General features: G+C 64.0%; 12 protein-coding genes. 6 read left to right on the top strand and 6 right to left on the bottom strand.

Going from position 1 to position 11959, the window contains the following annotated elements; genetic code table 11:
* The 3 genes from MOV75_RS11990 to MOV75_RS11980 all read left to right on the top strand — a co-directional run.
* Positions 1-649 (top strand): ABC transporter ATP-binding protein (locus tag MOV75_RS11990; protein WP_247005800.1); only part of this gene is annotated, 649 nt, incomplete at its 5' end.
* Positions 646-1560 (top strand): ABC transporter permease, encoded by a 915-nt coding sequence (locus MOV75_RS11985; RefSeq protein ID WP_246925087.1) that lies wholly within the window; start codon positions 646-648, stop codon positions 1558-1560. The genes MOV75_RS11990 and MOV75_RS11985, both read left to right, overlap by 4 nt.
* Positions 1561-1564: 4 nt before the next feature.
* Positions 1565-2377 (top strand): ABC transporter permease, encoded by an 813-nt coding sequence (locus MOV75_RS11980; protein WP_246925088.1) that lies wholly within the window; start codon positions 1565-1567, stop codon positions 2375-2377.
* Here MOV75_RS11980 and MOV75_RS11975 read toward each other — a convergent pair.
* From MOV75_RS11975 to MOV75_RS11955, 5 genes are all read right to left on the bottom strand, one after another.
* Positions 2310-3302: a hypothetical protein gene (locus MOV75_RS11975; protein WP_246925090.1), complete on the bottom strand. Its 993-nt coding sequence runs from the start codon at positions 3300-3302 to the stop codon at positions 2310-2312. The two genes, MOV75_RS11980 and MOV75_RS11975, sit on opposite strands and share 68 nt — an antisense overlap.
* Positions 3303-3417: 115 nt before the next feature.
* A complete protein-coding gene (locus tag MOV75_RS11970; RefSeq protein ID WP_246925092.1) occupies positions 3418-4269 on the bottom strand; it encodes a carbohydrate ABC transporter permease in 852 nt (283 codons plus the stop codon).
* Positions 4266-5138, bottom strand: coding sequence for a carbohydrate ABC transporter permease (locus MOV75_RS11965; protein ID WP_246925093.1), 873 nt, complete (start codon positions 5136-5138; stop codon positions 4266-4268). The genes MOV75_RS11970 and MOV75_RS11965 overlap by 4 nt, the downstream gene beginning before the upstream one ends.
* 94 nt (positions 5139-5232) lie before the next feature.
* Positions 5233-6618 carry an ABC transporter substrate-binding protein gene (locus tag MOV75_RS11960; RefSeq protein ID WP_246925095.1) on the bottom strand — a complete coding sequence of 462 codons (1386 nt, stop codon included), beginning with the start codon at positions 6616-6618 and terminating at the stop codon, positions 5233-5235.
* Between the two features lie 207 nt (positions 6619-6825).
* Complete coding sequence (locus MOV75_RS11955) at positions 6826-8718, bottom strand: AsmA family protein (RefSeq protein WP_246925102.1); 1893 nt, start codon at positions 8716-8718, stop codon at positions 6826-6828.
* Between the two features lie 287 nt (positions 8719-9005).
* Here MOV75_RS11955 and MOV75_RS11950 point away from each other — a divergent pair, with 287 nt between their 5' ends.
* The 3 genes from MOV75_RS11950 to MOV75_RS11940 all read left to right on the top strand — a co-directional run bounded on the left by MOV75_RS11950 (position 9006) and on the right by MOV75_RS11940 (position 11090).
* A complete protein-coding gene (locus MOV75_RS11950) occupies positions 9006-9713 on the top strand; it encodes a CoA transferase subunit A (RefSeq protein ID WP_246925096.1) in 708 nt (235 codons plus the stop codon).
* Between the two features lie 68 nt (positions 9714-9781).
* Entirely contained in the window at positions 9782-10432 is a 651-nt protein-coding gene (locus tag MOV75_RS11945; RefSeq protein ID WP_246925097.1) for a CoA transferase subunit B, read from the top strand.
* Between the two features lie 22 nt (positions 10433-10454).
* Positions 10455-11090 carry a GNAT family N-acetyltransferase gene (locus MOV75_RS11940; RefSeq protein ID WP_246925098.1) on the top strand — a complete coding sequence of 212 codons (636 nt, stop codon included), beginning with the start codon at positions 10455-10457 and terminating at the stop codon, positions 11088-11090.
* A gap of 102 nt (positions 11091-11192) precedes the next feature.
* On the opposite strand, the gene MOV75_RS11935 is transcribed toward MOV75_RS11940, so the two are convergent.
* The coding region (locus tag MOV75_RS11935; RefSeq protein ID WP_247005791.1) for an SUMF1/EgtB/PvdO family nonheme iron enzyme at positions 11193-11959 on the bottom strand (767 nt) is incomplete at its 5' end.

Genomic DNA, 11959 nt, shown 5'->3' with positions numbered 1-11959 from the left:
GCCGCAACTGCTGCTGCTCGACGAGCCGCTCGCGGCGCTGGACAAGAAGCTGCGCGAAAGCACGCAAGCCGAGCTGATGGAACTGCAGCGCCGGCTCGGCACGACCTTCGTCATCGTCACCCACGACCAGGAGGAGGCAATGACGATGGCGAGCCGGATCGGCGTGATGAAGGCCGGCAAGCTCGCCCAGGTCGCGCGCCCGCGCGAGCTCTACGAGGCACCGCGCTCGCGCTGGATCGCCGAGTTCGTCGGCGACGTCAATGTGTTCGAAGGCGAGTTCAAGCTGCGTGACGGTCATCGCCTGGTGATTGCCACGCGCGATGCCGGCACGCTGGTGACGGCCGAGCCGCGCGAGCCCGTTGGCGAGACGAAATTGTCGGTCGCGATCCGGCCCGAGAAGGTCAAGCTCTCGCGCCGCGGGCCGGTGTCCGAGGCCGGCCGTGAAATGGCGATCAACAGCCTGGATGGTGTGATCGCCGACATCTGCTATCTCGGCGGCACCACCACCTACAAGGTGAAGCTCGACGCCGGCGGAACGGTGCAAGCTTCAGTCGTCAACAGCGCGCGCCTCGACGTCGACGCCTACAGCGTGAACCAGAACGTCGTTGCCTGGTTCACGCCCGACGACTGCGTGGTGCTGCAATCATGAGTTCCCGTCGCATCTTCGCGCGGCCGGCGCGTTTTGCAGCGATCGCGCCTTACCTCTGGATGATGCTGTTCTTCCTGGTGCCGTTCGCCTTCGTGCTGAAGATCAGTCTGTCGCAGACGGCGATTGCGCAGCCGCCCTACGATCCGGTGTTCGACCTGACGGCGGGGTGGGAGGCGCTGAAGACGGCCCTTGCCGCGTTGTCGATCGACAATTTCAGGCTGCTGATCTCCGACGATATCTATGTGTTCGCCTACGTGCGCAGCCTCACCGTCGCCGTTACCGCGACTGCGCTGCTGCTGCTGATCGGCTACCCCATCGCCTACGGCATGGCGCGGCTGCCGAGGAGTTGGCAGGCGGTGGCGATGGTGCTGGTGATCGTGCCGTTCTGGACCTCGTTCCTGATTCGCATCTATGCCTGGATCAACATCCTCCAGCACGACGGCCTGCTCAACCAGATCCTGCTGGCGCTGCATCTGGTCAGCCAGCCCGTGGTGTGGCTCTCAACCGACAGCGCGATGTATATCGGCATCGTCTATTCCTATTTGCCGTTCATGATCCTGCCGCTCTACGCCACGCTCGCCAAGATGGAGCCGGCGCTAGAGGAGGCGGCCGGCGACCTCGGCGCGCCGCCCTGGCAGGTGTTCTGGCTCGTCACCTTCCCGCTGTCGCTGCCCGGCGTCGGCGCCGGTGTGCTGCTGTGCTTCATTCCCATCGTCGGCGAATTCGTCATTCCGGACCTACTGGCCGGCTCCAACGCGCTGATGATCGGCCAGACCCTGTGGCTCGAATTCTTCACCAACAAGGACTGGCCGGTTGCGTCCGCGGCGGCCATCGTGCTGCTGGTGGTGCTGCTGGTGCCGCTGTTGCTGTATGAGCGGCTGCAGAAGCGGCAGCTGGAACAGGGGCGCTGAGACGATGCGCAAGGTCTCCCGCCTCTCCCGCTTCAACATTGCCTCGCTCACGCTGGGGCTGGCGTTCCTTTACTTGCCGATCCTCATCCTCGTCATCTATTCCTTCAACGCCTCGCGGCTGGTGACTGTGTGGGGCGGCTGGTCGCTGCGCTGGTATCACGAGTTCTTCAATGACCGCGCCATGATCGAGGCGGCCTGGATGAGCCTGCGGGTTGCGGTCTCCTCCGCCACCATCGCCACGCTGCTCGGCACGCTCGCGGCGGTCGCGCTGTCCCGCGGCGAGCGGTTTCGCGGCCGGACGCTGTTTTCCGGCATGCTCTACGCGCCGCTGGTGATGCCGGAGGTGATCACGGGATTGTCGCTGCTGCTGCTGTTCGTTGCGCTGAACGCCGAGCGTGGCTTCTGGACCGTGACGGTCGCCCACACCACGCTGACGATGTGCTTCGTTGCGGTGGTCGTGCAGTCCCGCCTCGGCTCGCTCGATCGTTCGCTGGAGGAGGCCGCGATGGACCTTGGCTGCGACCCGGTCCGCGCGTTCGTGGCAGTCACTCTGCCGCTGATCGCGCCGGCCATCGTCGCGGGCTGGATGCTGGCGTTCACGCTGTCGCTGGACGATCTCGTGATTGCGAGCTTTACCACCGGTCCCGGCTCGGCCACGCTGCCGATCAGGATCTACTCGGAGGTGCGGCTGGGCGTGAAGCCCGAGATCAACGCGATCTGCACGCTGGTGATCGCCCTGATTGCAATCGTCATCGTGATCGCTTCGCTCGCTTCGAAGCTGTCGAGCTCGCGGGGCGAGAGCGCAGCGCCGCTGTAGCCGGTCGTCCGGCGAACCGCGCGCGGGTTGCATCCTGGACCACTGCGCCGAGCTGCCGTAGAGCCAGCGCATTGAGCGGAAACTCGAGCAGGATGTGGATCAGGCTCAGCGCCAGCAGGAAGGTGAAGCCGAACGCGTAGTCGTAGAAATAGAGCGCGGTGGCCGCCGCACTGGCGGCCGCCATCGCCGCCAGCCGCGCCTTCGGCACCGCGGTCCAGCGGATCACGTCGGCTTTGATGAACCAGTTGAGGTAGTGATAGGTGTAGACGAAGGCGAGCAGGCTGGTCAGCCTGGTGTCGAGCACGAGGCCGGGTACGCCGAACAGACGCCCCAAGGCCGGGCCGACATTGCCGAAATAATCCTGGCCGACCCGGGCAAAGCTCGCGATCCGGATTTCGGCGGCCGGGGGCAGCAGCAGAATCGTGGCGATCGCGACGAGGTAGGCCACCACCAGCGCGGCCTGTGCGCGGCTGCCGGACCTGTAGGCGCCGAGCACCATGAAGATCAGCGTGAACAGCGAGACGTGGATGAGCGTTGGAATCAGGATGCCGATGACGGCGAGCGACGATCCGCTTGAATACATGATTGCGGACAGCGCGATCGCCACCATGAACAGCAGCATGCTCTCGATCGCAGAGGTGGTGGCCGCCAGCATGGCGCAGACGACCAGCGCGCCCCACATCGCAAAGCCGAACCACGAGGCGTTGTCGATCAGCGCCGCGACCACCGCGATGATCGCGAGGGCGGCCGCAATCCCGCGATGAGGCAGGTAGTAGCTGCGGTCGTGCAGCCACGAGATCTCGGTGAAATAGTGCGCCGGGCCCAGCACGACATAGGCCAGCAGCAACAGCTCGAACGGCACCAGGTAGGCCATCGCGAGCGCCAGCAGCATCAGGCCGAGATGGATCGCGTCGTTGCTGCGCATGATGCCGTGCCCCACCATTCGGGGCACGGAGCTTAGGGCAGGCGTGGACAATCTTCAATTGTTCACGTTGTCGCTTGAACGCTGTGCTTGCGGCGACCGGGTGCGTCCTGTCGCGTCAGGACTTCACCGCACCCGCCGTGAGCCCGCCCACCATGTAGCGGCGGAAGGCGTAGTAGACCGCGGCCGGCGGCAGCGCGTAGATGAAGCCGGTGGTCATCAGCAGCTCCCAGGGCGAATCGTCGGCGGCAAGGAAGTTGCCGAGCGCGACGGGGAGGGTGATCTCGCGGTCGTTGGAGAGCAGCAGGAACGCGTAGAGATATTCGTTCCAGGCCAGCAGCACCGCATAGGTGCCGATCGCGACCAGCGAGGGCATCATCAGCGGCAGGTAGACCAGACGGAAGATCTGGAGCGTCGTGGCGCCGTCCATCACGGCGGCCTCGTCCAGCTCGACCGGCAGCTTGTCGGAGGCCTGCTTGAGCACCCAGATCGCGTAGGGGCTGGCGATCGTCACCATCGCCAGGATCAGCGACCAGTGATTGTTGAGCAGGCCGTAATTGCCCATGGTCCGGTACATCGGCACGGCGAGGAACGCCGCCGGGATGAAATAGGTGAAGAGCGCGAGGTTGAGCACCACGCGTCCGCCCGGCACCTTCAGCCGCGAGATCGAGAACGCCGCCGCGGTGGCGATGAACAGCGTCAACGCGCCGACGGCCGCCGCGATCACCACCGAATTCCAGAACTGTACGTAGAAATCGCGCAGGAAGTAATGCTGCTGCTTGAACACGATCTCGAAGTTGTGCAGCGTCGGATGATCCGGCCACAGCTTGCCCGAGAACGCGTCCTCTTTCGGGGAGATCGCGAACAGGAACATGTGATAGATCGGGATCATCGTCCACAGGAAGACGGGAATGCCGATCAGCAGGAGCCGCGCTTCGGTCCCGACTTCGCGCAAGGAGGGGAGCTTCATCGCGACAACCGTTTCATCATGAAGTACACGAGCGGCAGGACGAACGGCATTGCGCAGACGATGGATGCCATCGCCAGCGAGAGCTGGTCGAGCCGGAGATAGCGGATGCCGAGCGTCGACAGCACGTGCGTGAGGTCGGCCGGGCCGCCGCCGGTGAGCAGATAGACGCTGTTGAAGTCGCCAAGCGTCCAGATCATCGAGAGCAGCGTGCAGGTGACGTAGAGCGTCTGCATCGACGGCCAGGTGATGTAGCGGAATTTCTGCCACCAGCTCGCGCCGTCGACCTCGGCGGCTTCGAACAGATCGTGCGAGATCGCAAGGCGGCCGGTGATCAGGATCAGCGTCCAGAACGGCAGCGACTTCCAGATGTGCACGGCGATCGCCATGCTGAGCGCCACGGTCGGGTCGTTCAGCCAGTTCGGGCCGTCATCGCCGGTGAAGGAGAAGATCAAATGGTTGATCATGCCCCATTCGGGATTGAGCATGAAGCGCACCGACAGGATGGTCGGGATCGATGGCACCGCCCAGGGCAGGATGAAGATCACCGAGAGCCATTTGATCCAAGGGCGCTGCACGGCGAAGAAGCCGGACAGGAACAGTGCGATCAGCATCTTGATGTTGATGCCGATGACCAGGAAGATCAGCGTGTTGACCGCAGCGCGCGCGAAGATCGGGTCGTTGTAGAGCGCCACATAGTTTGCCGGAGCGCGCGCCAGCCACAGCCCGTAGCAGACGGGATAGACCACGAAGGCCAGGAAAACGAGCAAATAGGGCGCGAGCAGCACGATGCCCCAGACCTGCGCCGGGGTCAGCCGCGACGACAGGGGCGGGCCGGGAATTGCCTGATCGCCAGAGAGCGTGATCGCCATTCTTTTCGGACTCTTCAAAGAGAAGCCGGCCGCAAAACGCGGCCGGTATTGTTCTTACACCTCTCCCCGCAGAGCGGGGAGAGGGGCGGATGACTTAACCCGCGACCTGCTTGATGCGGGCGATCAGTTCGTCGACGGCCTTGTCGACCGGAACCTTCTCGCTGACGACGCGGTTCATCGCCTTCGCCCACACGTTTTCGTTGTTGAGGATCGTGAACTTCCAGTTCTTGGTGAAGTCGAACGCCGCGGTGCCGCCCTTGAACTGCGTGTAGACGGCCTTGCGGTGCTTGTCAGCCTGCCAGAACGGGCTTTCCTGACTTTCCTTCGTCACCGGGAACCAGCGGCCGAGCGCGCCCTCGATATAGGGACGGACGTTCTCTTCCTGGAGCAGGAAGCTGATGAACTGCTTGGCCTCGGCCTTGTTCTTCGCCGCGGTGAAGACCAGCCCGGTCTTGACGTCGGAGCGGTAGCGGATGGTTGAACCATCCGGCCCCTTGGGGAAGGAAGCCGTGATGATGTCCTGCTCATAGGCCTTCTTGCCGGCCTCGCGCTGCTCTGGCGTCAGTGCCTGGTTCGAGGAATCCTCAAACCACTTCGCCGCGATTGAGATCGTGAAGTTGTGGGTCATCACGATGGTCTTGTTGTGGAAGGCGACGTTGTTGTCGGGATCCTTCCAGGTCGTCGAGGACGGCGGCGTGCAGCCCTTGATATAGGTGTCGGTGTAGTCCTTCATCGCCTTGATCAGGTTCTCGCGAACCGTGGGATCGTCGACCGTGAGCTTGCCGTCATCGTCGACCAGCTTGACGTGATAGGCGTCCATGAAGGTGTAGAACGACTGGAAAGCGTCGGTGGATTCCACGCCCATCGGCTGGCCGACGGCATAGATGCGCTGGCCGGTGGCCTTGCGGATCGCCGGCTGCACCTTGTCGCACCAGAACGTCCAGTACCCCGTCCAGTCGTTCGGGATATCGGCCTGCTTGAAGCCTGCCTTCTCCAGCATGTCGTTCCAGATCTGGACGTGCATGCTCTGCTGCTTCAGCGGGAAGCCGTAATAGGCCTTCTTCTTGGCGACGTCGTTGTAGAGGATCGACGCATCGAGCGTGTTCTGCACGAACCGGCCCTTGATCGGCTCCATGACGTCGGAGAGATCCTCGAGCTTGCCCTCATAGGCCCACTTGCCCTGCGCCTGCACGTCATAGGAATCGGAATAGGCGACATCGGGCACGGTGCCGGCATCGAGCGCGGCGACCGTCTTCGGAATCATGTCCTGGATCGCGTATTGCGACAATTCGACCTTGATGCCGGTCTTGGCTTCGAACTTCTTGATCGTCTCGATCAGTGCGTCGTCTTCGGAGCGGTAAAAGCCCTTGCCCCACCAGACCGTGATCGTCTTCTGCTGCGCAAATGCGGGTGCAGCGGCTGCAAACAGCCCGGCCGCAGCGACCGCCAGTGATACTGCGCCAATAACCTTGGATTTCACGTTTTTCTCCCTCAAACGGCCGGTGTTTTTAACCGGTCGTATAAAACACTAGCGCATGGCGATAATCCGATCTAGCGGCATGTTGTCAGACCTAGGTCGTGGTGTGTCGGCCTGTGGAGATGCTTAACGCGTGCATCGATCCAATCGCCGCATCAATTCGCCCTGATCAATTCGCGATCATCGGGCAGCGGCAGAGGAACGCGATCCTCAGTTGGACTTCGCATTCTCTTTGGCATTCTCCGCCGTCGGCGATCCGTCCTGCGCGGGGCGCTTTCCGCCTCCGGTAATGCGCTGCTTCAGGAGATCGAGGAAGGGAGACGCCGCAGGCGATTGTCGGATCAGGCTTTCAGGGTCGGGGAAAATCAGCGGATCGTCCCAGGGGCCCTGTACCATGAAGGGCAATTGAAACCCGGACGTCGTATTGAGGCTTGCCACGCCCTTCATGTCGTATTCGCGCGTCGGCACCGAGGCGGTGCCGGTCAGCGTGATCTTTGCGGCCGGCCCTTCGATGCGGATGTCCTCGGCGGTGGCGATCCCGTCGGAGAATTTCACCGCGATGGTGAGATTGCTGTATGGCGTCGAACCGTTGCGGAAATTGCCGCCGCCGGACAGCGGCCGCCGCTCCAGGCGCTTCAGGAGCTGTTCGGCGTTGAAGCCCGAGATCGCGCCGTCGTGCCCGGTGACGGTGGCGCTGCCGTCGAGCGACTGCACGAGGCCGAACGGGCTCGAGCCCGAGGCGAACAGCGACACGTTGATGTTGCCGCGGCCGGACAGCTTGTTGAGGCCGAACAGTTCGGTGGCGCAGGCCTGGAGATCGACGTCGGTGAACTGGAATTGCGCCTTGATGTCGGCGACGGTGTCGGAGCGCGCGATGCCGAACGAGCCCTTGGCGATCCCGCCATAGATCTGCGCCTCGCCGACCGAGAGCGCCAGCGTGCCGTTGCGCAAATTGGCGCCAATCGCCGTGCGGCCGAGCTTCGTCGGCCCGACCGTCAACTTTGCCGCCGACAGGCGCATGTCGAGGTCTGTGGTCGACAATCCGTTGAGATCGAACAGCTGCCTGTTCCAGTCGCGCGCGCCGCTCGCGAGCAGGCGGAAGGTGGAGATATAGGGTGTGAAGTCGAGCGCGTCGGCGGCAAGCGTCGCCTGCAAGGTCTGCCGGCCGTTATTGGCGTAGGTCATGACGCCCTCGGCGGCGTTGCCGTCGAGCTCGACATTGACATTGGTGAGCGCGATCGAGGCCCCGACGACGTTGGCGCGCGCCTTCAGCACGAAGCGGCCGAAACCGCCGCTGGCGGGCTGTGGCTGCCCGGTCCAGCGCAGCGCGTTGCGCAAGGAGGGGCTGTCGATCGTGAGCGTACCTTCCATCATCGGGCTGGTGCGGTTGGCGACGCTGCCGTCGAAGGCGAGCTTGAGCGGTGCGCTGGCGATCCGCGCCTTCAAACCCGATCGCTCGCCGGAGAGGGCGGCGACGAAATCGGAGAAGCTGATCGTGCCGTCGACACGCTCGCCGCGCCAGTCGAACTGTCCGGTCGCGGCGAAGGAGCGCGAGATCGAGGGCCAGGCCAGCGACAGGTCGATGTCGTTGAACTGCTCGGTGGCGTGCGTGGCGGCGTCCTCGTAACCGAGCACGCCGTCCTGGATCCGGATTTCGGAGAACGAGATCTGGTTCTCGGCCCCGGGCTTCATCGTGCGCGCGATGGTCTGGATGAAGGGCGTCCAGTTGCTCTCGCCGTCCGGCTTCAGGCTGACATGGATGCGGGGCCGCAGCAGCGTCAGGTCGGCGATCTCGAACCGTTGCAGCAGCAACGGCAGCAGCCGCAGATTGGCGGTGAGCACGTCGACATGGAGCGCGGGATTGCTGGTGCCGCCGTCCTTGAGGCCGACGTCGTGGAAGGAGATATAGCTTGCCGGCAGCACCGAGATGTCGATGTTCCCAGCGACACTGAGCTCGAGCCCGGTGACGTCGCGGATCTGCGCTTCGACCGCCTTGCGCAGCGCGTCGCGGTTGATGAGCCAGGAGGTCGCGATCAGGGCGATCAGCGCCACGCCGAGCAGCGCCGCGATCGGCGTCCCGAGGCGCTTCATTCCTTGGGCCATGGTCAATGGCATGTCCTGATCGGGTTGGTCGTTGGAGCCAGCAGGGCGGGCCGGGAAACCTGCATGCCCACGCCTAAGCCCTATTGTGTTAAGTCCCGCAACTTGATGGGTTTTCTTGTCGCTTTCAAGGCCGCGGACGGTTCTGCCCACGGCGTGGGCAGCTTCTATCACCCAGGCGCGGTGCGGAGAACCCCGTATCATTGACGGCTTTGGAGGATTTCGCCTAATAATCGCCGCCAATAGGGCGCGACGCCTCCAAGCCGAAGGTTCAGTCGAAGGTTTTTTGCATGAACAAGGTCTATCCCGACGCCAAGTCGGCTCTGTCAGGCATTTTGAAAGACAACATGATGATCATGTCGGGAGGCTTCGGTCTCTGCGGCATCGCCGAGGAGCTGTCGGACGCGATCCGCGAGTCCGGCGTCAAGGGCCTGACGGTGGTCTCCAACAATGCCGGCGTCGACGGCATCGGACTCAGCCGCCTCCTGGAAACCCGGCAGATCAAGAAGATGATCTCGTCCTATGTCGGCGAGAACAAGCTGTTCGCCCAGCAATTCCTCGCCGGCGAGCTGGAACTCGAATTCAATCCGCAGGGCACGCTGGCCGAGCGCATCCGCGCCGGCGGCGCCGGCATCCCGGCCTTCTACACCAAGACCGGCGTCGGCACGCTGATCGCGGAAGGCAAGGAAGTGAAGGAGTTCGACGGCGAGAAGTACCTGATGGAGCGCGGCCTGTTCGCCGATCTCGCCATCGTGCATGCCTGGAAGGGCGACACCGCCGGCAACCTCATCTACCGCAAGACCGCGCGTAACTTTAACCCGATGATGGCGACCGCCGCCAAGATCACGGTGGCCGAGGTCGAGCATCTGGTTCCGGCCGGTGAACTCAATCCCGACCATATCCACACGCCCGGCATTTTCGTGAAGCGCATCGTCGAGGTCGGCTCGGCCAAGAAGCGCATCGAATTCCGCAACACCCGCCCGCGCACGAGCGCATGATCCGGAAAAGTGGACACCGGTTTTCCGATCAGATCACGCGCCACTAAAGAATCGACAGGAGCACAATTATGGCCTGGACCCGTGAACAGATGGCTGCGCGCGCCGCGAAGGAATTGCGTGACGGCTACTACGTCAATCTCGGCATCGGCATCCCGACGCTGGTCTCGAACTACATCCCCGACGGCATGGACGTCAGCCTCCAGAGCGAGAACGGCATGCTCGGCATGGGTCCGTTCCCCTATGAGGGCGAGGAAGACGCCGATCTCATCAACGCCGGCAAGCAGACCGTGAGCGAACTGCCCTCGACCTCCTATTTCTCGAGCGCGGATTCCTTCGGCATGATCCGCGGCGGCCACATGGATCTGTCGATCCTCGGCGCCATGCAGGTGGCCCAGAACGGCGATCTCGCCAACTGGATGATCCCCGGCAAGATGGTCAAGGGCATGGGCGGCGCGATGGATCTCGTCGCCGGCGTCAAGCGCGTCGTCGTGGTGATGGAGCATTCGGCCAAGGACGGCGCAAAGCTCCTGAAGCAGTGCAACCTGCCGCTGACCGGCGAGCGCGTGGTCGACATGGTCGTCACCGACCTCGCCGTCTTCACCATCGACAAGCACGGCAATGGCGGCATGGCGCTGATCGAGCTCGCCGACGGCGTCTCGCTCGACGAGGTCAAGGCCAAGACCGAAGCCGAGTTCCGTGTCGCGCTGAAGAACACGTAAGGTCGTCGCAAAGGGGGCGCGCGTGACGATACGGTCGGCGCGTCCCGAAGACGCCGAATTCATCGCAAGAACCATCCTGTCGTCGCAGCGCGGCTATCGGTCGCGCGGCTGGTTCGATGTCGCGCTCGGCTGGCCCGATGCGCGGTGTCGCGATTTCATCGCGCGCATCGCGCTCACGCATGCCGTGTCGATGTGGCACGTCTCGCAATTCCTGATCGCCGAGGTCGATGGCAGGCCGGCCGCCGCGCTCTGTGCTGTGCCGGCAGCCGGTACGGGACCCGCGGCCTGGTGCGCGATCGAGGAAGTTGCCGCCGAGACGGGGCTCGATCCGTCTGAGCTGGAAGCCATCCGGCGACGCGGCGCCTACACGCGCGCCTGCTGGGTTCAAGGCGGCGACGGCGACTGGATGATCGAACATGTTGCAACTGACCCGGCCTATGGCGGCCGCGGCCTCGTGCAGGCACTGGTCGCGCACGCGCTGGATAAGGGCCGGGCGGCCGGATTTGGCAGGGCGACGATCTCGTTCCTGATCGGCAACATGCCGGCCGAGCGCGCCTATACCAAGGCCGGTTTTGTCTTCGCGGACGAGAAGCGCGATCCCGCGTTCGAGGCGTTGATCGGCGCGCCCGGCTTTCGCATGTTCGCGCGGGAGATTTGAGGTTTCGTAGCCCGGATGGAGCGCAGCGCAATCCGGGGATCTCGCGAGCAGATGGTCTGATCCCGGATTGCGCTTCGCTCCATCCGGGCTAAGCAAAGGCGGCTACGACCTCACCGCCCACACCTTGCTCCACCTTGCCGACACGCTTGCAACCCATGATGTCTCCTCGCGCAGCAGGCGGAAGCCGAGATTGGCAGGCGGCACGCCCTGGGCGCAGCCGCCGGCGCGGGCATCGCGGATGAAATCGGTGACATAGGCGCGGTGCGCGCCTTCGGCGACGCGCACGCCGCAGTTCACGGTCGGGCGGCCGGCATTGCCTGAAGCGTCGACGCGCGAACGCACGAAGCAGGTCGAGGTCCACTCCCAGACGTTGCCGGCGAGATCTTCGATGCCGTGCTCGTTGGGGCCGAACTTGCCGAACGGATAGGCCGTGGTGTCGGAGAGGTCGCGTTCGGATTCGCGCTCATAGCGGCTGATCCAGCGCTTTGAAGGATCGTCCGCGTCGACCGCTACACCATCATCCCTGAATTTGGAGCCGGCCGCAAAGGCCCATTCTGCATCGCTCGGCAGGCGGTAATGGTGACCCGTCTTGCGTGACAGCCAGCCCGCATAGGCTTCGGCGTCGTGCCAGTTCACCTGTACTGCGGGGCGATCGGGGGCGACGGCCACGTCGCGATCCAGCGCGCGGCAAGCGCCATCATGCACGCAAAGCTGATAGTCGGATGACGAGACCTGGTTTCGCATGATGTGCAGCGGCCGGTCGACGCGCATCGCGCGCAGCGGCGCTTCCGCCTGCTGCCCGCCACGCGTGAAATCACCGGCCTCGCGATAGGACACGCTGCCCGGCGCGACCCTGACGATTGCAGGCT

Origin of the sequence: Bradyrhizobium sp. PRIMUS42, from assembly GCF_023006515.1 — a bacterium.
In the GTDB taxonomy this organism is placed as follows: Bacteria; Pseudomonadota; Alphaproteobacteria; order Rhizobiales; family Xanthobacteraceae; genus Bradyrhizobium.
Note: the sequence above shows the minus strand (reverse complement) of the source record. Positions and strands in the feature narration are given on the sequence as shown.